Source organism: Pontibacter ramchanderi, assembly GCF_002846395.1.
Lineage (GTDB): Bacteria > Bacteroidota > Bacteroidia > Cytophagales > Hymenobacteraceae > Pontibacter > Pontibacter ramchanderi.
Genome location: NZ_PJMU01000002.1, coordinates 191,122 through 209,168 on the forward strand (window position 1 = coordinate 191,122; position 18,047 = coordinate 209,168).

Genomic DNA, 18,047 nt, shown 5'->3' on the forward strand with positions numbered 1-18,047 from the left:
CACCACCATACCATGTTCCGCACCCACTCCTGCCTAAGCTCCCTTGTCCTTTTGCTGATTTTATTCCTGACAGGGTGCATCGGCAACAAATACACGCATAGCCTGCAACAGGTGTCAACGCCACCTCAGTCTGCCCTCGCTAATGCTTCCTACAGCGACAGCACCATCACAGTAGCCGTTGGCGAGCACTACGGACGTAGCAGGCTGCACACGTTCTTCTATGGCAAACACTACCGCACCGCCTGGACCACACCCGTTGCGTTCAGGGTGCTCGATCTGGGCACACAAAAAGGAGGCCTGAAGCCAACCCAGCAGGGCGGCAGCCGTCAGACGATGAACCTGCGTCTGGAAGATGCCGAAGGCAAGGAATACGTGCTGCGCTCGGTTGACAAAGATCCCGCCACGGCATTGCCTGAGAAATGGCAACAAAGCTATGCAGCCAACATCATACGCGATGCAACATCAGCCACACACCCATATGCAGCCCTGGTACTGCCTACTATGGCCGAAGCCATTGGCGTTCACCACACCAAACCAGAGCTTGTTTACATTCCCCACGACCCGCGCCTGGGAAACTACCTGGCGGATTTTGGAGGCATGGTTGCCCTGCTGGAGATCAGGCCAAACGATGACCTGTCCGATGAGCCCGGCATGGGCAGCTCTGAGAACATCAAAAGCACCCGCGCCATGCTCAAGGACAGGTTCTTCGAAAACGACAGTCACATAGATGCCCGCTACTACTTGCGCGCCCGCTTGTTCGATATGCTGATTGGTGACTGGAGCCGGCACGAAGACAACTGGCGCTGGGCGCAGTACAAGCAGAACAGCGTGAAGGTATATCAGGCTGTGCCGCGTGACCGTGACAATGTTTTCTACAAACTCAACGATGCCATCATTCCCTGGCTCTTCATGCGCACCGGACTAAAGAAGCACTTCCAGACCTACAGCGACAACCTATCGAACCTGGAGGACCTGAACAGAAGCGGCCGCAACCTGGACGAAACCATACTTGTCGGCCTAACCTTTCAGGATTGGACCGAAGTAGCGGACAGTGTCAGCAAAGCCCTCACCAATGACGTGATCGAACAGTCTTTCCGCCAAATGCCTGACAATATTTACCAACTCACAGCCTCCCCTATTATGAACCAGCTGAAGTCCCGGCGTGACAAACTGGGCAGATCCATTCAAAAATACTATAAGAATCTAATGCGGGAAGCGGTCGTGGTAGGATCAGAAAAGCACGAGCGATTTGAAGTTGAAGTGCTGTCGGCAAACGAGGTGCGGGTGCAGGTATACAAGATCAATAAGGACGGTGAAGAGAGAAGACAGCTTTTTGACCGGGTATTCCAGGCGGCCGATACAAAGGAGATTCACCTCTATGGCCTGAACGGAGGCGATGAGTTTGTAGTGAAGGGAGAAGACCGGCCAAAGATCCGCATCAGGATATGGGGCGGGGCAGGCGAAGACAGCTATACTGTAAAAGGACCTAAGCCAATGGCCCGGCGCATCCGGATAGAAGACACCGAATACCGTAACACGTATGACCTGAGTAAGGGTACCCGCCAAAAAACCGAACAGAGCCCAAAGGCCAACCAGTTTGACGCAGAGGGCTGGTTGTTGCACTACTACCTGGATTAGGTAACTTAATTACATAAAAAAGAGAGAGCCGGCTACTGTAGTCAACTCTCTCTTTTTTATGTAGGTATACAGACTATTTGTTTTTGCCCTGATCATTGGAGTCTTTTGCTCTCCAGGAGCCTTGTCCTTGCTGTTGGCTGGCGGTTGCTTTTGTCCCCTCTGTGCCTAGGTCTGTAGCACCTTTGTGATTTGCCTCATTTGAGTAGTTCTCAGGCATGGGCTGTGAGTTTGCGCCCTTCTCAGGTTTTTGTCTGTTCTTGTTCTCTTCTGAATTTTGCTTGTTAGTAGCCATATCGTTGATTTTTTAGATCGTCCCAGGTCCGCAATTGTTACGGACGTTCCCCCTTAGGTACGGCCAGCCCAAAGGGTGGGTTGTCAGCAAAGACTGGCTATACCTGCTTGTTCACTACAGTTGACGAAGCTTGCGCGGCCGGCAGAATCATCACTTCCGCAATGTTAACGTGGGCAGGACGCGTCACCATAAAGGCAATCAGATCCGCTATGTCTTCTGCCCGCAACGGCTCATAGCCCTTGTAAACAGTAGCGGCGCGTTCCTTGTCGCCCTTAAAGCGCACTTCCGAGAATTCTGTCTCCACCAGGCCCGGGTTCACTTCCGACACTTTTATACCTTCCTGCACCAGGTCGATGCGCATACCTTTGGAGAGGGCGTCCACTGCAAACTTGGAGGCGCAGTACACGTTGCCATTGGCGTATACCTCTTTGCCAGCAATGGAGCCAATGTTGATGATGTGGCCCTTCTTGCGGCGGAGCATCAGCGGGAGCACGGCATGTGTCACGTACAGTAACCCTTTCACATTGATGTCCAGCATAGCATCCCAGTCGTTCAGGTTGCCGCTTTGCACCGGCGCCAGGCCATGGGCGTTTCCCGCGTTATTCACCAGCACGTCTATACCTTGCCACTCCTCAGGCAGGCTGCTGATGGCTGCCTGCACGGCTTCCCGGTCACGCACATCAAAAGCCAGCGTATGCACCGGCACTTCTGTTATCTGCTGCTGCAATTCCTGCAGGCGCTCCAACCTGCGCCCGGTAGCAATGATCTGATAACCTGCTTTGGCCAGGGCAAATGCCGTGGCGCGGCCTATCCCTGAAGTGGCTCCTGTTACAAGTGCAATGCGTGCCATATTATTCAAAATGGAAGATTAACGATAGGTTGCGGGTAGTCATTCTGTCGATCAGCGGGCTGTACTCGCCTCCGGAATGGCTTTTCTGGTTCGTCAGCCCGTGTGAGAAGCGTAGCTCCGGCGCAAACTTGAAGTACGGGTAAAAGATGTCCAGCCCGACGCCGTACTCTATCGACAAGTCGTTGCGATTAATGCGCAGCAGGTCGCGGTTTTGCGTGTGGGTCGTGTTACCCAGCACCCGGCTTGCCTTCACACCGCCTACCATGTACATCCTGAAGTTGCCACGGCGCTTTGCTCTGTACTTTAGCAGCACAGGCAATTCAATCACCGGGGAAGCAAAGGTCGTGTTGTCAAAGCTTCCGCCTTCCCCTTCAGGCGTATCATTTCTTTCAAAGTCGATGCTTCGTCCATAAAAGCCCACGCCAGGCACAAAGCGGGCATCCAGGTATTCCAGCAGACGCACGTTCAATACCAGACCCGGGTAAAAGCCCAGCTCGTTCATGGTGTTCACCTGTGTACCAGTGGCTGCCTGGTCTGCATAGGCCTGAGAGTGCTCAATGTGGTACTTGGAGTACGACATACCCAGGTAGAAGCCGTAGTGAATGCGCTTTTCGTCGTAGCCTGGTTTATTCTCGGCTTTAACTTTCTGCGTCTGGGCCTGTACCTGCACGGCGCTTGCCAGAAAAATCAGGAAAAATACCGCAAAGCCTATTTTTTGCCGGTGTAGATAGAGCTGATGCCAAATGTGAGTGAATGCCATTTTGTTTGTTTAAAGCCAACTTCTTCAAAGATGTTCAGGAAGTCCCTGCCGTCCGGGAACGCCTGCACCGACTCGGGCAGGTAGGTATAGGCAGCACGGTCCTTTGAAACGAATTTACCTACCATCGGTAGTATATTCTTAAAATAAAATTGATACAGCTGCTTCATCGGGAAGCTCTGCGGTTTGGAGAACTCCAGTACCACGGCTGTGCCGCCCGGCTTAAGTACACGGCGCATTTCGGATAGGCCCTGCTTCAGGTTCTCGAAGTTGCGCACCCCGAAAGCCACTGTAATGGCGTCAAAGCTATTGTCCTCAAAAGGCAGTTTCTCCGAATCGCCATACCTGAGCTCAATCTTATGGCTCAGCCCTTTGCGCTTCAGCTTTTCACGACCCACTGCCAGCATCCCTTCCGAAATGTCAACGCCCGTGATCTTATCGGGGTTGAGACTTAGGGCCTCGATGGCAAAGTCTGCGGTGCCGGTGGCTATGTCGAGCATTTGCTTTGGCTTTTCGGCTTTGAGCAGGCTTACCGCCTTCTTGCGCCAAATGATGTCAATACCGGCGCTCAGGAAGTGGTTGAGAAAGTCGTATTTGCCTGCAATGTTGTCGAACATCTGCGCAACCTGCGATTTCTTATCGTTATTCTGGTCTTTGTAGGGTACTACCGCCATGGGTTATGCTTTTGTAATAAAAGAACAAAAATACTCTACCTGTAACTATTATGCACAGTATATGTTCCATTATTATAAAAAAACAGGCTGAGCGAATGCCCAGCCTGTTTTTATTTATACAATGTGGTCAGGCGACTTATTTTACAGGTACTTCCTGCTGCGTGTCCTGACGCTGAATAATCTTAAACTCTGTTCTTCTGTTCAACTGCATGTTAGCAGCGGAGTTGTTCGTAGCAACCGGACGACGCTCGCCGTAGCTTACAGTTACCAGTCTGCGTGGAGAGATGCCCTGCTGCACCAGATAGTCGTAGGCAGCATTAGCGCGGTTCTCACCCAGTGTCATGTTGTACTGCTCGCTGGCGCGTGAGTCGGTGTGGCCTTCGATGCTCACGTTCACGTTCGGGTTGGCTTTCATGTAAGCAGCCACAGCATCCAGCTCACGGATCGACTCAGCACGTAGCTCGTACTTGTCGGTATCGTAGTAGATGTTTTTGAACTCCATGGTGGCTGCACCCTTGTCTCTAGGCTTACCGTCAGCAGCCAGCACTGGCGCGGTAGTTACGCGGGTTGGGTCATCACCGAAGTCGATGTAGAAGTTCTGCTCTACAGTGGTCGTGTCGTTGAGAACCATAGGCATCTCGAAAGACTCCGTCGTCAACACCTGACCGTCTTTTGTGATCTCCACCTGGTAAGTACGGCCAGACAGGATGCGCAGGTCATACAGACCGTCTTCCTGCTTGGTCACGTCACGGTAAGAGATCGGGCGCTTGTCAGCTTGCTGACCGTTGAAAACCAACTCCAGGCCAGGTATAGCCAGGCTATCGTTTGTTGCAAACACACGACCCATTACACGGGCTGCGCGGATGTAGTTGATCGTGTAGATATCTTTCTCGCCGTAGCCACCGATGCGGTAAGAAGACAGGTAAGCGTAGCTTCCGTCCGGGCTCAGGCGGTAGTATGTGTCGTCGTCTGGCGTGTTAACCGGGTAGCCCAGGTTTTCAGGACGGGCGAAACGCTTAGCCACTGAATCGTATCTGGCCACGAAAATGTCGTAACCACCCATCGTGTTGTGACCGCGTGAGGCAAAGTACAGCGAACCGTCAGCCGCCATGTATGGGCTATCGTCGTCAAACTTGGTGTTGATAGCGGCACCTACGCTGCGAGGCTTACCCCACTCACCGTTACGCTGACGCTGCGATACGTAAATATCCAGGTCGCCGTCTTCGGAGTAGTGGCTGGTAGAGAAATACAGGCGCTGGTTGTCTGGGGTAATAAAGGCATCAGACTCGAAATCGGCTGTGTTAATGTTTGAACCAATGCTCTTGGCATCGCCCCACGAACCGTCGGCCTGACGCTCAGAGTACATGATGTCACCGTTGTTCACAGAGCGGTACAACAGCATCTTGGTATCGTTGTCGAACAGCTGGATAGAGGCGTCGTGGCCAGAGCTCTTCAGGTTACCGGCAATAGAGCGCGGCTGCTCCCACTCGTCGCCCTGGATGCGGCGTGTCTCGTAGATATCTTCGAAATACTCACCGTCAGCGGCTTTAGAGCTGTTTTGGTTGTTACCGGCACTGCGCGAAGTAAATAGCAGGTAATTATCGTCAGACGAAATTACCGGGCTGTGCTCCGAATACTCCGTGTTTACCACGCCACCCAGGTTCTTCACGAAAATATCTTTCGGGTTGGCTACTTCCTTCTGGGCGTTGCGGCTATGCTGGATCAGCATGGCTACCTCCTCACGGCGCCAGTCGTCACGCTTGCGCACATTTGGAATATACGCCTGGTAGTGCTTGATAGCGTCATCGAAGCGGTAGTTGATGTGATTGATACGGCCCAGCCAGTATTCGATATCACGGTCTACGTTAGGCTTTACAGACTGTGCTTTGTTGATGTACTCTGCTGCTTTCTCTTTATCAAAAGTCATGTAGCTGATACCCGCAAAGTAGAGGGCTTCAGCGTTGTTTGGGTCATTGGCCAGCACCTGCTCGTAGTAAGGCAGGGCAGCGCGGTAGTTTTCACGGTCAAAAAATTTGTTTCCAGTCCGTACCAGCTTTCTGTTGCTCTGCGCGTCTGCTGTGTAGGCACTCACACAGGTAACCGCCAGCGCTAAGGAAAGCCGTGAAAATAATTTGGCTAAATTATTCATGCTGTAAAGGGTTTGTTATACTTATTGTTTGTATGGAAATATGTGTTAATTCTTTTTGAAGAGTTCTATCCGCCTATCGACAAGGTATACTGTCACCCGACGTCTCACTCCTGCTGTTATGCACTAGTCCTTCCCTACTTCCAACAACATCCCCCTTACGTTTACAAGGCAGCAATAGATACACAAATACCTATTTTTATATACTACTGTTGCAACCCAACTTCAGCTCAGAAAGCAAATATATTAAAATATACATATAAACTATATAGGATTATGGATTATTTAGTAAAACATTTTTGATATTTCAAAATAGAATCACCTTCAGCCCAACTTGCCCTCCCTGTAGTTTAATCAAACCATGTTTGCTAAAATAATAGTAATTTTGACAAATCGGCTGCAAGCTCCTGTCTTAGGGCGCAGCACATACCGTAAATATTAAAATACCACACCAACACAGGCTGCCGGCCTGGTGGTTTAAGCTAGCGACAGCACATGGTGATCAAAGAAGCAAAATTCTTAGTAAGTAACACCCGGGTAGACCTGTGCCCGGAACCGAACAAACCAGAGTATGCCTTCATCGGCCGCTCCAACGTGGGCAAGTCCTCGCTCATCAACATGCTTACCGAGCAGAAAGGCCTGGCCAAGACCTCACAGTCTCCGGGCAAGACACAGCTTATCAACCATTTCCTGATAAACGACCAATGGTATCTGGTTGACTTGCCGGGCTACGGCTACGCAAAGGTGAGCAAGGAGTCGCGGGAGCAGTGGCGCAAGATGATTAACTACTACATGCAGAAACGTGAGAACCTGACCTGTGTGTTTGTCCTCATCGACTCACGGCACGAGCCCATGAAGGTGGATCTCGACTTTATACACTATCTGGGCAATCTGGGCGTTCCATTTGTGATCGTGTTCACCAAAACCGACAAGCAGTCGGCCGCCAAGACCGACTCAACCATAGCCGCCTACTCCCGTAAGATGCAGGAAACCTGGGACGAACTACCCCGCATGTTCAAAACCTCCGCTGTAGACAGAGCCGGGCGCGACGAGATCCTCCGATTTATAGACGAGGTAAACGCACAGGCGCAGTACTAACAGGCACAGGGTTTGCGGTTTAGGTGGTAGAGGTACCAGGTGTGCACCAACATAAACTTAAATTGTTTACCCTTATGAAAAGTAAAATCTCGTTTTTGTTTCTTTTATTTGCCTTTGTGAGCTTTGTCGCCACTGCTCAGTCAGCTGATACGGCTAAGGAGAAAGAGGTATGGATGCCGTCGAAGTCTATTGCGGTAGCGGAGTACTACAAAGGTGGCCAGGAGGCCATGTACCAGTTTATCGACAAACAGATTAAGTATCCGGCGCTGGCTCGCCGCAACCGGGTACAGGGCGAGTGCATCGTCAGCTTCACGCTGAACGAGGACGGCTCTACCTCGGGCTTCAAAGTACTCAAAAACGCAGGGGCGGGTACCGGAGAGGAGGCCTTGCGAATTGCCAAGTTACTGAAATTCAAAGCACCCGGGCCTGGCTTCGGCATGGTGGCCAGCGTGCCAATAATGTTCAAACTATAACCAACAGTTTTTATACCTGATTATGCCTATTGATTTAAGACAAGTTTCAGCCATTGCCGGCATGAGCGGACTTTACCGCATTGTAAAGCCTACACGCAATGGCGTGATCGTAGAGAGCCTTTCGGACAAACCTACCCGTATGGTAGCCCAGGCGCGCCACCGCATGTCGCTGCTGGACGAGATCTCGATCTACACCACCGACGAGGAAGCAACCGTGCCACTGGCCGACGTAATGGACCGCATTCACCAAAAATACAACGGTGAGCTGCCTTTCGGCGAGAAGCCTTCTGATGAAGAGCTCAAAAGCTTTATGGCGGATGTGCTGCCTGACTACGACGAGGACCGCGTGTATGTATCGGACATGCGCAAACTGGCCAGCTGGTACAGCATCGTGAACAAGCACGTTGGCTTCACAGCAGGCGAAGAGGCTGCCCCGGAAGAGAAAGTGGAAGAAGGCTCCGAAGAAAAGGCCGAATCAAAGGCAAAGAAAGCCAAGAAATAAGAAACTGCCCTATAGAAAAGCCCTCCGGACAGGAGGGCTTTTTTTATCGCTATACCTTACGCTTATACCTATGACTTACTCCCCTGCCCTTCTGTCCAGCGTTGCGCGGCAGCTCCAGCGGGTTTTTGAGGCCGACCATCAGCTACCCTCTGATCAGGAGGAACTGATAAGGCAGGTGGCACGCATGGTCCTATACCTGCTACGGCACAACATGAATCAGTTCCTGCATATCCTCTACCGCATCGATGTGGAGGAGCACAAAGTAAAACGGGCCATGCTTGCGGCCTCCGAAGAAGAGGTGGCCGACAACATAGCCCGTTTGATTGTGGAGCGGGAACTGCTTAAAGCGCAGATCCGCTTCCGGTATAGTCAGAATTAGTTGGCTGCAACCGCCGCCGCTTCTTTCACTTCAGCTTTCATAAACTCCTCTACCTTGTCCACCATTTCGGCGGAACCGATGATGAGCGGGGAGCGCTGGTGCAGTTCAGTAGGCTCCATTTCCATGATGCGGCCTTTTCCGTTAGAGGCCTTACCACCAGCCTGCTCCGCAATAAAGGCCAGCGCGTTGCACTCATACAGCAGGCGCAGCTTGCCATTTGGCGCTTTGGCCGTAGCCGGGTAGATGTATACCCCGCCTTTGATCAGGTTACGGTGGAAATCAGATACCAGCGAACCGATGTAGCGGCCTGAGTAGCCATTCTCTTTGCAATAGCTCAGATAATCTTTGATACCCTGCGGGAAGCTGTTGTAGCCACCTTCGTTGCAAGAGTAGATCGTGCCTGTTTTTGGGGTACACATGTTTGGGTGAGAAAGGAAAAACTCGCCCAGCGATGGTTCATACGTAAAGCCGTTCACACCGTGGCCCGTGGTATACACAAGCATGGTCGAAGAGCCGTACACCACATAGCCGGCTGCGATCTGGTGCGTGCCGTTCTGCATGCAGTCCTCCAGCGTACCTTCAGTGCCTGCCTCAGACACGCGGCGGTAAATCGAGAAAATAGTGCCGATCGATACGTTCACATCAATGTTGGAAGAACCGTCGAGGGGGTCGATGGCCACAATGTATTTGCCTTTCAGGTTGCCTGTCTGGATAATCTCGTCTTCTTCCTCTGAGATGATGGCACACACCTCGCCTCCGTTACGAAGGGCGCGTATGAAGCGGATGTTGGCGATCACGTCGAGTTTCTGTTGTTCTTCTCCCTGCACGTTCTGCTGACCGTAGGCTCCGGTCACATCAATCAGGCCGGCACGGTTGATTTCGCGGTTCACGATCTTGGCTGCCAGGGCGATATCACGCAGCAACTGCGATAGTTCTCCGGTTGCAAAGGGGAAGTCCTCCTGCTTTCTCATGATAAACCTGTCAAGCGTAGTACCGACAGGAAGCGCTAGTTTGTCATTCATTATGGTGAAATTTAAATATATAGCTACAAAAATATGACATTTTGAAACATAACCGAAGGATACTTACATTTACGCAGCAATAGCCTTAATTGATGAAAGTATTTAAGTTTGGCGGCGCCTCCGTGAAGGACGCCAGCGCACTGCAGAATCTGTCGCAAATCGTTTCCGCGCAAGGCGGCAATAAAGAATTGCTCCTGGTGGTATCGGCCATGGGCAAAACGACCAATGCCCTCGAACAGGTATACGACCTGGCTACCGCCGGGCAAGATTTCAGCGAAGCCCTGCAGCAGAGCCGCCAGTATCATTTAGCTATTGTTCATGAGCTTTTCCCGAACCGGGAACACCCTGTATACGAACGCCTCGAACATCTGTTCGCCCAATTACAGCAAGTGTTACAAACCTCTAAAAGTCAGTTAATTACTAATCACGATAGAGGCTACGACCAGGTCGTAAGCTTTGGCGAGCTGCTGTCTTCTGTTATTGTGCACTATTTTCTGCAGGAGCAAGGTATAGCCAATGCATGGGTCGATAGCCGCAAGTACATCCAAACCGATACTACCTGGCGCGAGGCCCGCGTAGACTGGGCCTGGACCGAGCGGGTGATTAAACGCGACCTGCCTGCCTTACTGGAAAACCAGCTAATTGTAACGCAAGGCTTCCTGGGCGGCACCAACAATGGCCTCACCACCACGCTGGGCCGCGAGGGCTCCGACTTCAGTGCGGCCATCTTCGCCTACTGCCTCGATGCCAAGGGGCTTTATATCTGGAAAGACGTAGCCGGCCTGCTCAACGCAGACCCGAAGCGCTTTGCCCACACCGTGCGCTACCGCGAGTTGGATTACCAGGAAACGGTAGAGATGGCCTACTACGGCGCCTCCGTGATTCACCCGAAGACGATCAAGCCACTAGCCAATAAATCGATTCCGCTTTATGTAAAGTCGTTTCTGGACCCAACCGCCGAGGGCACCAAGATCTGCGACTGCCGCTTCGAGAAACTGAGTCCGGCCTATATCGTGAAGGATAACCAGTGCCTGGTGTCGTTCAGCGCCAAGGACTTTACTTTCATCAGCGAGAAGAACCTGGGCACCATCTTCAATGCCTTGTCGGAGCTGCGGCTCAAGATCAACCTGATGCAGAATTCGGCCATCTCCTTTTCGATCTGTACTGACTATAATGAAGAACGCCTTCAGAAGCTGCTTGATACTTTGAAGGATCAGTTTACGATCCACTACAACACCGCTTTGCAGCTTTTCACGATCAAGAACTACGACAACGAAAGTATACAGGAGATTACCAAAGGCAAAGAATTATTGCTGGAGCAGCGGACCAGAACGACCTTTCAGGTAGTGTGCCGTTGACCTTCCTCCTGCCTTTTTCCCAATTCCTGCAAAAGCCGTAACTTAGTCCGAAACTAATTCGACTAAACTATGGAATTTATACTCGTTACCCCACAGGCCCGTCCGCACGTGGCCCTGATCCAACTTAACCGCCCGAAAGAACTCAACGCCCTGAACCTGCAGCTGATGGGCGAACTGCGCGACGCCCTGAAAGAGCTAGACGAGAATGACGAGGTGCGGGCCATCATCATCACGGGCAACGAACGTGCCTTTGCCGCGGGTGCCGACATCAAGCAAATGGCTGGCAAAACAGCCATCGACATGCTTAACATCGACCAGTTTTCCACTTGGGACCAGATCCGAAAGACCAAGAAGCCAATCATAGCAGCCGTATCAGGTTTTGCACTGGGCGGCGGCTGCGAACTGGCCATGACCTGCGACATGATCGTGGCTTCGGAGACAGCACAGTTCGGTCAGCCGGAAATTAAGATTGGGGTGATGCCGGGTGCGGGTGGTACGCAGCGCCTCACCAAAGCCATTGGCAAAGCCAAAGCTATGGAAATGGTGCTGACCGGCAAATTCATGAGCGCCGACGAAGCTGAGAAACATGGCTTAATCAACCGTGTGGTGCCGGTGGAGCTATACCTGGAAGAAGCCTTTAAACTGGCCGGCGATGTGGCTCAAATGTCGCCAGTAGCTGCCAAGTTGGCTAAAGAATCTGTGAACCGCTCTTTTGAGACCAACCTGGATGAGGGTCTGCACTTCGAGCGCAAAAACTTCTACCTCTGCTTCGCCTCCGAAGATCAAACAGAAGGTATGAACGCCTTTGTAGAGAAGCGTAAGCCGGAGTTTAAAGGGCGGTAGAGTTAAGTTTAGGAGTTTAGGAGTTTGAAAGTTTAGGATCGAAACTCCACTTGTCATTTCGAACGCAGTAAGAAATCTGATAAAGCATCGACACACTTCAGATTTCTCTGAGCTACGCTTGCCCCCTTCGACTCACGTTTCGGGCGTGTTCGAAATGACAATTTCATTGCTCTCACTCTCATCCTGGAAGCATGCGTGATTTGGTGAGGTGCCAGTGGTACGAACACCAGCAGCCAGTCTCAGATCCTGAACGCTTTCGGAAAGTTCGCCCTATAGCTCACACTCGCGAGACGCGAGCGAGGAACAGGTATAGCCTGTGCACGATTCGGACAGGTCGCGACCTGTCCCTACCATCATACCTCCCAAACTCTTTAACTCCTCAACTCTCTAACTTCCTCCACCCCCAAAGTTCCCCCATTCACGCACAACTTTTATTGCTTCACTTTTTATTCTTAGCAAGAAGCTTTACCTTTGCGGAACTATTCCTAGTTAAGAATCATTCTTATCTGAAGTATGCAATACCTGACCCGAGACGAGATACGACAAAGCCTGACGGAGTGCGGCCTGAAAGCCACGCACCAGCGCATTGTGGTGCTCGAAGCGGTGGCGGAGTTGCATGGCTCGCACCCCACGGCAGAGGATGTTTTTCAGCGCTTAAAACCTGCTAATCCAACCATTTCACTCGGCACGGTTTACAAGACCCTCGATACCTTTACCGAAACAGGTATGCTGCGGCGGGTGGTGTCGGAAGGAGGCAGCAAGCGTTACGACGCCAATACCATGACGCACAGCCACATCTACTGCAGCAAAACGAAGGAGATCGTTGATTTTGAGGATAAGGAGCTGGAGCAGTTGCTGCTCAATTTCTTTAGCAAGCGAAAGCTGGAAAACTTCGAGATCAAAGGCTTCTCGATACAGCTGACTGGTTGTAAAGTGGAGCCCGATAAAAAAATAAGCATTACAAGAGTTTCTAAATAGATTATTTCAAAACCCAATAAAACAAAACAAAATGGCAGTATTAGTAGGTAAAAAAGCACCTTCTTTCAAAGCTACAGCTGTAGTAAACGGCGAATTCGTAGAGAACTTCTCTCTTGACCAGTACATCGGCAAGAAGCACGTGATTTTCTATTTCTACCCAATGGACTTCACTTTCGTTTGCCCTACCGAGATCATCGCGTTCCAGGACAGAATGGAAGAGTTTGACCGTAAGAACGTAGCCGTAGTTGGTTGCTCTACCGACACGCATTTTTCTCACTTTGCCTGGTTGAACACACCACGCAACCAGGGCGGTATCGAGGGTGTTGAGTACCCGCTGGTAGCTGACGCTGCCAAGACAATCGCGCAGAACTTCGACGTGCTGGCTGGTCACTACGACTACAACGAAGAAGGCGAAGCGATCTTCGTAGGTGAGCCGGTTGCTTACCGCGGTCTGTTCCTGATCGACAAAGAAGGCGTGGTTCGTCACCAGGTGGTAAACGATCTTCCGCTTGGCCGCTCTATCGACGAGGCCCTGCGCATGGTAGACGCCCTGCAGTATTTCGAGCAGAAAGGTGAAGTTTGCCCAGCCAACTGGTCTGAAGGCAAAGAAGCCATGAGCGCTACAAAAGAAGGCGTATCGAACTACCTGGCAAAGCACTAAGCTACACCTAGCTTAAAGCATAGAAAAAGCCCCGGCATATGCCGGGGCTTTTTGTTTTTTATGAAATGGGCTATCCACTTAAAAACTCTTCCAAAGGGGACCGTTCTTGGAAGCATAATTTCCGATCTTGCCCTGCGCCTGCAGTTGCTGCAGGTGGGCTTCGGCCTCAGTGGTTTTCATACCTGAAAGCACCGCGAACTCTTTTGTAGTCAGTGTGCTATACTTACCGAAAAGCGAGGTATAGCTAGTATCATACTGCTGCTTAGCGGCTTCAGGGTGCAGTTGGAGCAGTGCCTGCTCGTACTGCGCATATGGGCGGGAGCCGTAAACCAGGATGCGGTTATCTTTTTCGTCTGTCACAAAGATAGTCGGGAAGCCGCGCACGCCCAGTTGCCGCCCCAGCGTCAGGTCCTGCTGGAACAACTCGACGGCTTTGCCTTCGAAGTCGGCCTTGAGCTGGGCCACATCCAGGCCTGTCTGCTCAGCAGCCAGCGCCAGGTTATCCCAGCGGGCAATGTTTTTCTTCTCCAGGAAGATCATCTCCTTTATCCTTCTCAGGAAGGCTCCAGCCTTCTCCTCGCCCTGCAGCTGGGCTGCCTTAAAGGCAATGGACGGAGGGTAAGAGGATGGCAGCGGGTCTTCCAGCCACAGGTCGCCGTCGATCGGCATCTCGTAGTGGGCGCCGGCCTCTTCCCAGTGCTGGGCCACGCTGGCAGGTCCGTTCACGTCGCGGCCGCCGTAGGCTTCCCAGCTTGGCAGCAGGCCGCCCATGCGGTACTCTACTTCAAAGTAGGGCCCGTACTCCAGCGCCAGTTTCTTCAGTTGCGGATCGATGCCCCAGCACGACGAGCAGATCGGGTCGGTGAAATAGAGCAGCTTGATTGGTTTCTGGGCTGCGGCAATGTTCGTATCTTCTGTCGTGGCCTGCGCTCCCGGAATTTCGCACATACCGGTCTCAATATCGCAAAGCATCGTTGGTTTCGTCTCCATAATCTTTTATCTTGTATTAAACTTTATAAAATCAACTTGTTAACCAGTAATCAGCAGGCTTTGCTGAACTACTGATACAAAGGTCGGACTAAACCTTTGGAGAGTCAATTAGTCAAAAAAACATGACTACCAACAATTTACCACAAGAGGAAGCGAGCTGCCCTGCCGAAAGTATATTGAAGCAGTTGTCCGGAAAATGGAAGCCGCAGATTTTCCGGCTGGCCCTGGACGGACCAGTGCGTTTTAACGGTCTGCTGCGTCAGCTGCCGGGCTCCAACAAGCAGTCGGTGGCAACGGCGCTCAAAGAGATGGAGGAGGCGGAGATCTTGGTGAAGACTGTGGTACAGGAAAAGCCCCTGCACATAGAGTATACCTTATCAGAGAAAGGCCAGGCGATGGTATCAGTTTTCAGAAGTATGGAAGGCTTCCTGAGCTAAACCATAACAAAAAAGTCCTGGTTACCGCCAGGACTTTTTTGTATCTCCGCTTTCATGGTATAGACTACACCAGCTTCGCGAGCCAGAAACCAAGAAAGGTGGCCAATAAGCCCAGCAGCACGCTTGCCAGCACATAAGCCATGGCACTGCTCATTTGCCCGTTTTGCAGCATATGCACTGTTTCGTAGGAGAAAGCTGAAAACGTGGTGAATCCGCCTAGTATACCTGTTGCCAGGAATAAACGCCACTCCGGGGTTATTCCACCTTTAGCGCCGAGGCCAAACACTAGCCCGATCAGCAGGCAACCGATAATATTTATGGTCAGCGTAGCAAAAGGAAACGGAATAGTCGACCTTGCCTGGATAAACTGTGACAACAGATACCTGCAAGTACCGCCAATAAAACTGCCAGCTCCTATTGCTAAAAGTATCTTCATGTACCAGAATTCAGAATAATATTAGTGCTTCTGCTCGTAGTCGTAGTTCACCATCCACTGGATGCCAAACTTATCGGTGAACATGCCAAACAGCGCCCCCCCAGAAAGTTTTGTTCAGCGGCATGGTTACCTTACCGCCTTCCGACAAGCCATCGAACAGGCGCTTGGCTTCGTCTTCATTCTCGGCGTTGATGGAGATGGAAAAGTTATTGCCCATCACCGTCGCGTGACCAAAGGCCTCCGAAGAGTCGCTGCCCATCAGGGTCGTTTCCTTGCTGATTGGCAGGGATATGTGCATGATCTTATTTCTTTCTGATTCCGGAAGCGGGTTTTCGGAGGGCATGTCTTTAAAACGGCCCACGTACGGGAAATCGCCGCCGAAAACAGATCTGTAAAAGTTGAACGCTTCTTCGCAGTTGCCTGCGAAAGTGAGGTAAGGGCTAATGGATGCCATTTCTGCTAATTTTTGATGGATGCCAGATAAATTCCCTCTAATATAGTATAAAGAGCATATAAGTCGGGTATCGATGCTTAAAGTTTACAGGCTTTGTTACTGGCATACCTGGCTTAGTTTTCGTATGGCACCAACTTACCGCTGTCCTTTACCAGCCAGGCCCTTTCAGCATGGTCCAGTATGTCTTCTTTTGCGTCCGAAAAAGCTTCAACAATCTTGTAGGACTTGCCTTTGAAATGCTTGTCGAGCCGCTTTATCTTTTCTTCGTCTTTGCAGGCCTTGCCTTCCACGATGTAGGTCGTGCCGTTATACCTGGCCTGTGTGCCGAAAACCGTATCGATCGGGTATAGCTCGAACAAGGGTTTCACATATACCTCCAGCGCGCCTGTGGCGCAGATCACCTGCACGCCCTCCTGCCTGTACCTGTCCAGCTTGGCCTTAACCGCTTCGTTAAACTGCTCCGGGAACTCCTCTTTCCAGAACGCACGGGCATATTTTTCTACTTGTTCGGGCGGTATATTGTCGAGGTAGTTGAAGAAGTTCTCCTTGAACTCGGTCATCCGGATCTGGTTCATTTTGAGGAGCGCCTTGTAGTAGAGCATCTGGAAATAATAACCCAGCTTATGCGGTTTCTTTTTGCTGATGAACTTGAAAAACTCCTCTTTAGAGCTCTTGGTATAGAACGTTCCATTCAGGTCGAACACGACAACTTTTATTTCCTCTTGTTTATTTTCCGTCATACGTTGGTGCTTTATACCTGCCGTGGCAGGTATGGAGTTTACGGAAAACGGGTGGGTTGCGCTGATTAAAACAAGAGAGAAATACGCCAAGCCTTCACACCCTTCTGATTCTTTCAGGAAGCTATTATCAGCGCCGTCTACTTTTCAGAGTTAGTACTCACTAAGGCTATATCTTCTGCAAGAGCAAGGTCAGGATGCGCGGTATACCTGACTTCTCGGGGTCATCAAAAAATTCGTTCAGGTCGACGAGCTTCAGGCCATATTGTTTGGCCGTCTGCACAAACTCGGACACATGATGGGTATAGCACTCTACCTCCTGCCTGCCTTCTTCGGTGTCGAAGCGGGCTTTGGTACCCGTGTACTGCTTGAAAGGATGCAGCTCGCCGATGTAGACGTAGCCTCCCGTTTTGAGAGCGGCTGCGGCCTGTTCAAAGATGAAGTCCAGTTGTTGAATATGCTCCAGCACCAGGCTGAAGGTAACGAGGTCGTATCCTTGTGTTGTAAATTGCCAGGGCTGGGTGATATCGGCCTGCAGGAAGGCAGCCTTGTTCGAGCTCACTTTCTTGCGGGCCCGCTCCAGCATCTCCCCTGACAAATCCACAGCGGTCACGTGCATGGCTTTGCGCACAAGCCACTCGGTGTTCTTGCCCGTGCCACAGCCAATTTCCAGACACGTCTCGAAAGGCACATCGGCTAGTGTGGTGCGCAAGGCTGTGGCTTCCTGGTCGCGGGTTCGGTTCTTGTTGGTGTCGTATTGCGCGGCCCAACTGTTATAGGCTTCTTCTACGGTCATAGGTCTTTCAGCATCCAGATGTTGCAGGCGTAGTGGCCTGAGTTTCCCAGCGCATGCGGTATGGGCCTGAAGCCTGCTTTCTCATACATCGATACGGCTTTGGCCAGTTCGGGGAACGACTCCAGGTATAGCTGGGTATAGCCGAACTCTCGGGCTGCCGCTATACTCTGCTGCATCAGTTGGTTGCCAATTCCCATGCCTCTGGCTTCGGCGGCCAGGTAGAATTTCACTAGCTCCGCGCAGCCTTCGGGCAGGCCTTCGGTTGGGTATACGCCGCAGCCACCCAGGATGGTACCATTTTCCTCTGCCACAAAGTAGGCGCTGCGCGGCTGACGGAAGAGTTCGTACAAGGCGTCGGTTGTCGGGTCGGTATACACGGTGCCGGGCTTGTCGATCTTGAACTCCCGGAAAACCTTTCGGATTAAAGTCGCCAGTGGCTCGGTATCGGAAGGTTGGATGGGGCGGATGGTGAGGGGCATAGGCTAATTTGTTGTACTCATATTAAACGTACATAATTTACTACTCT

General features: G+C 51.4%; 22 protein-coding genes. 10 read left to right on the forward strand and 12 right to left on the reverse strand.

Annotated features, from left to right (window positions below):
- Positions 1–12: 12 nt before the first annotated feature.
- Positions 13–1,638, forward strand: a complete 1,626-nt coding sequence (locus BD749_RS07595) for a hypothetical protein (RefSeq protein ID WP_101443809.1) — start codon at positions 13–15, stop codon at positions 1,636–1,638.
- A gap of 73 nt (positions 1,639–1,711) precedes the next feature.
- On the opposite strand, the gene BD749_RS07600 is transcribed toward BD749_RS07595, so the two are convergent.
- The 5 genes from BD749_RS07600 to BD749_RS07620 all read right to left on the reverse strand — a co-directional run bounded on the left by BD749_RS07600 (position 1,712) and on the right by BD749_RS07620 (position 6,360).
- Positions 1,712–1,930, reverse strand: coding sequence for a hypothetical protein (locus BD749_RS07600; RefSeq protein WP_101443810.1), 219 nt, complete (start codon positions 1,928–1,930; stop codon positions 1,712–1,714).
- Between the two features lie 97 nt (positions 1,931–2,027).
- Positions 2,028–2,780, reverse strand: coding sequence for an SDR family NAD(P)-dependent oxidoreductase (locus tag BD749_RS07605; RefSeq protein ID WP_101443811.1), 753 nt, complete (start codon positions 2,778–2,780; stop codon positions 2,028–2,030).
- 1 nt (position 2,781) lies between these two features.
- Positions 2,782–3,540: a type IX secretion/gliding motility protein PorT/SprT gene (gene porT / locus BD749_RS07610; RefSeq protein WP_101443812.1), complete on the reverse strand. Its 759-nt coding sequence runs from the start codon at positions 3,538–3,540 to the stop codon at positions 2,782–2,784.
- Entirely contained in the window at positions 3,489–4,211 is a 723-nt protein-coding gene (gene ubiE, locus BD749_RS07615; protein WP_101443813.1) for a bifunctional demethylmenaquinone methyltransferase/2-methoxy-6-polyprenyl-1,4-benzoquinol methylase UbiE, read from the reverse strand. Before ubiE ends, porT begins: the two co-directional genes overlap by 52 nt.
- A 136-nt stretch (positions 4,212–4,347) precedes the next feature.
- Complete coding sequence (locus BD749_RS07620) at positions 4,348–6,360, reverse strand: OmpA family protein (protein WP_101443814.1); 2,013 nt, start codon at positions 6,358–6,360, stop codon at positions 4,348–4,350.
- Between the two features lie 492 nt (positions 6,361–6,852).
- Here BD749_RS07620 and yihA point away from each other — a divergent pair, with 492 nt between their 5' ends.
- From yihA to BD749_RS07640, 4 genes are all read left to right on the forward strand, one after another.
- Positions 6,853–7,455: a ribosome biogenesis GTP-binding protein YihA/YsxC gene (yihA, locus tag BD749_RS07625; protein WP_101443815.1), complete on the forward strand. Its 603-nt coding sequence runs from the start codon at positions 6,853–6,855 to the stop codon at positions 7,453–7,455.
- A 74-nt stretch (positions 7,456–7,529) separates the two neighbouring features.
- Positions 7,530–7,928: an energy transducer TonB gene (locus tag BD749_RS07630; protein ID WP_101443816.1), complete on the forward strand. Its 399-nt coding sequence runs from the start codon at positions 7,530–7,532 to the stop codon at positions 7,926–7,928.
- Positions 7,929–7,950: 22 nt separating this feature from the next.
- Positions 7,951–8,430, forward strand: a complete 480-nt coding sequence (locus tag BD749_RS07635) for a DUF5606 family protein (protein WP_101443817.1) — start codon at positions 7,951–7,953, stop codon at positions 8,428–8,430.
- A 70-nt stretch (positions 8,431–8,500) separates the two neighbouring features.
- Complete coding sequence (locus tag BD749_RS07640; protein ID WP_101443818.1) at positions 8,501–8,809, forward strand: hypothetical protein; 309 nt, start codon at positions 8,501–8,503, stop codon at positions 8,807–8,809.
- Here the strand turns inward: BD749_RS07640 and fbp are convergent.
- On the reverse strand, positions 8,806–9,831 hold the full coding sequence (gene fbp / locus BD749_RS07645; RefSeq protein ID WP_101443819.1) for a class 1 fructose-bisphosphatase: 1,026 nt from the start codon (positions 9,829–9,831) through the stop codon (positions 8,806–8,808). The genes BD749_RS07640 and fbp overlap by 4 nt on opposite strands.
- 92 nt (positions 9,832–9,923) lie before the next feature.
- On the opposite strand from fbp, the gene BD749_RS07650 reads away from it, so the two are divergent.
- The 4 genes from BD749_RS07650 (at position 9,924) to BD749_RS07665 (ending at position 13,671) form a co-directional block, all read left to right on the forward strand.
- The gene (locus tag BD749_RS07650) at positions 9,924–11,189 is read left to right on the forward strand and encodes an aspartate kinase (protein ID WP_101443820.1); all 1,266 of its coding nucleotides are present in this window, start codon (positions 9,924–9,926) and stop codon (positions 11,187–11,189) included.
- A 69-nt stretch (positions 11,190–11,258) separates the two neighbouring features.
- Positions 11,259–12,032, forward strand: coding sequence for an enoyl-CoA hydratase-related protein (locus tag BD749_RS07655; protein ID WP_101443821.1), 774 nt, complete (start codon positions 11,259–11,261; stop codon positions 12,030–12,032).
- A gap of 513 nt (positions 12,033–12,545) precedes the next feature.
- On the forward strand, positions 12,546–13,010 hold the full coding sequence (locus tag BD749_RS07660) for a Fur family transcriptional regulator (RefSeq protein WP_101443822.1): 465 nt from the start codon (positions 12,546–12,548) through the stop codon (positions 13,008–13,010).
- Positions 13,011–13,041: 31 nt separating this feature from the next.
- Positions 13,042–13,671: a peroxiredoxin gene (locus BD749_RS07665; protein ID WP_101443823.1), complete on the forward strand. Its 630-nt coding sequence runs from the start codon at positions 13,042–13,044 to the stop codon at positions 13,669–13,671.
- 78 nt (positions 13,672–13,749) lie between these two features.
- Here the strand turns inward: BD749_RS07665 and BD749_RS07670 are convergent, their stop codons facing one another.
- The gene (locus BD749_RS07670) at positions 13,750–14,661 is read right to left on the reverse strand and encodes a ClpXP adapter SpxH family protein (protein WP_101443824.1); all 912 of its coding nucleotides are present in this window, start codon (positions 14,659–14,661) and stop codon (positions 13,750–13,752) included.
- Between the two features lie 122 nt (positions 14,662–14,783).
- Here BD749_RS07670 and BD749_RS07675 point away from each other — a divergent pair, with 122 nt between their 5' ends.
- Positions 14,784–15,098 carry a winged helix-turn-helix transcriptional regulator gene (locus tag BD749_RS07675; protein WP_101443825.1) on the forward strand — a complete coding sequence of 105 codons (315 nt, stop codon included), beginning with the start codon at positions 14,784–14,786 and terminating at the stop codon, positions 15,096–15,098.
- Positions 15,099–15,162: 64 nt separating this feature from the next.
- Here BD749_RS07675 and crcB read toward each other — a convergent pair whose 3' ends face one another.
- The 5 genes from crcB to BD749_RS07700 all read right to left on the reverse strand — a co-directional run bounded on the left by crcB (position 15,163) and on the right by BD749_RS07700 (position 18,000).
- Positions 15,163–15,534, reverse strand: coding sequence for a fluoride efflux transporter CrcB (gene crcB / locus BD749_RS07680; protein ID WP_101443826.1), 372 nt, complete (start codon positions 15,532–15,534; stop codon positions 15,163–15,165).
- Between the two features lie 70 nt (positions 15,535–15,604).
- Positions 15,605–15,988, reverse strand: coding sequence for a VOC family protein (locus BD749_RS07685; RefSeq protein WP_317046349.1), 384 nt, complete (start codon positions 15,986–15,988; stop codon positions 15,605–15,607).
- Between the two features lie 113 nt (positions 15,989–16,101).
- Positions 16,102–16,728: an HAD-IB family phosphatase gene (locus BD749_RS07690; RefSeq protein ID WP_101443827.1), complete on the reverse strand. Its 627-nt coding sequence runs from the start codon at positions 16,726–16,728 to the stop codon at positions 16,102–16,104.
- Between the two features lie 166 nt (positions 16,729–16,894).
- The gene (locus BD749_RS07695) at positions 16,895–17,521 is read right to left on the reverse strand and encodes a class I SAM-dependent DNA methyltransferase (protein WP_101443828.1); all 627 of its coding nucleotides are present in this window, start codon (positions 17,519–17,521) and stop codon (positions 16,895–16,897) included.
- Positions 17,518–18,000: a GNAT family N-acetyltransferase gene (locus BD749_RS07700; protein ID WP_101443829.1), complete on the reverse strand. Its 483-nt coding sequence runs from the start codon at positions 17,998–18,000 to the stop codon at positions 17,518–17,520. The genes BD749_RS07695 and BD749_RS07700 overlap by 4 nt, the downstream gene beginning before the upstream one ends.
- Positions 18,001–18,047: the final 47 nt, after the last annotated feature.

Coding starts and splice junctions, on each gene's coding strand:
- BD749_RS07650 (WP_101443820.1), top strand. CDS start 9,924: ATGAAAGTATTTAAGTTTGGCGGCGCCTCCGTGAAGGACGCCAGCGCA.
- BD749_RS07630 (WP_101443816.1), top strand. CDS start 7,530: ATGAAAAGTAAAATCTCGTTTTTGTTTCTTTTATTTGCCTTTGTGAGC.
- BD749_RS07655 (WP_101443821.1), top strand. CDS start 11,259: ATGGAATTTATACTCGTTACCCCACAGGCCCGTCCGCACGTGGCCCTG.
- BD749_RS07640 (WP_101443818.1), top strand. CDS start 8,501: ATGACTTACTCCCCTGCCCTTCTGTCCAGCGTTGCGCGGCAGCTCCAG.
- BD749_RS07660 (WP_101443822.1), top strand. CDS start 12,546: ATGCAATACCTGACCCGAGACGAGATACGACAAAGCCTGACGGAGTGC.
- ubiE (WP_101443813.1), bottom strand. CDS start 4,211: ATGGCGGTAGTACCCTACAAAGACCAGAATAACGATAAGAAATCGCAG.
- BD749_RS07700 (WP_101443829.1), bottom strand. CDS start 18,000: ATGCCCCTCACCATCCGCCCCATCCAACCTTCCGATACCGAGCCACTG.
- BD749_RS07685 (WP_317046349.1), bottom strand. CDS start 15,988: ATGGCATCCATTAGCCCTTACCTCACTTTCGCAGGCAACTGCGAAGAA.
- BD749_RS07620 (WP_101443814.1), bottom strand. CDS start 6,360: ATGAATAATTTAGCCAAATTATTTTCACGGCTTTCCTTAGCGCTGGCG.
- crcB (WP_101443826.1), bottom strand. CDS start 15,534: ATGAAGATACTTTTAGCAATAGGAGCTGGCAGTTTTATTGGCGGTACT.
- BD749_RS07600 (WP_101443810.1), bottom strand. CDS start 1,930: ATGGCTACTAACAAGCAAAATTCAGAAGAGAACAAGAACAGACAAAAA.
- BD749_RS07690 (WP_101443827.1), bottom strand. CDS start 16,728: ATGACGGAAAATAAACAAGAGGAAATAAAAGTTGTCGTGTTCGACCTG.
- BD749_RS07695 (WP_101443828.1), bottom strand. CDS start 17,521: ATGACCGTAGAAGAAGCCTATAACAGTTGGGCCGCGCAATACGACACC.
- fbp (WP_101443819.1), bottom strand. CDS start 9,831: ATGAATGACAAACTAGCGCTTCCTGTCGGTACTACGCTTGACAGGTTT.
- BD749_RS07665 (WP_101443823.1), top strand. CDS start 13,042: ATGGCAGTATTAGTAGGTAAAAAAGCACCTTCTTTCAAAGCTACAGCT.
- BD749_RS07675 (WP_101443825.1), top strand. CDS start 14,784: ATGACTACCAACAATTTACCACAAGAGGAAGCGAGCTGCCCTGCCGAA.
- BD749_RS07605 (WP_101443811.1), bottom strand. CDS start 2,780: ATGGCACGCATTGCACTTGTAACAGGAGCCACTTCAGGGATAGGCCGC.
- yihA (WP_101443815.1), top strand. CDS start 6,853: ATGGTGATCAAAGAAGCAAAATTCTTAGTAAGTAACACCCGGGTAGAC.
- BD749_RS07595 (WP_101443809.1), top strand. CDS start 13: ATGTTCCGCACCCACTCCTGCCTAAGCTCCCTTGTCCTTTTGCTGATT.
- BD749_RS07635 (WP_101443817.1), top strand. CDS start 7,951: ATGCCTATTGATTTAAGACAAGTTTCAGCCATTGCCGGCATGAGCGGA.
- porT (WP_101443812.1), bottom strand. CDS start 3,540: ATGGCATTCACTCACATTTGGCATCAGCTCTATCTACACCGGCAAAAA.
- BD749_RS07670 (WP_101443824.1), bottom strand. CDS start 14,661: ATGGAGACGAAACCAACGATGCTTTGCGATATTGAGACCGGTATGTGC.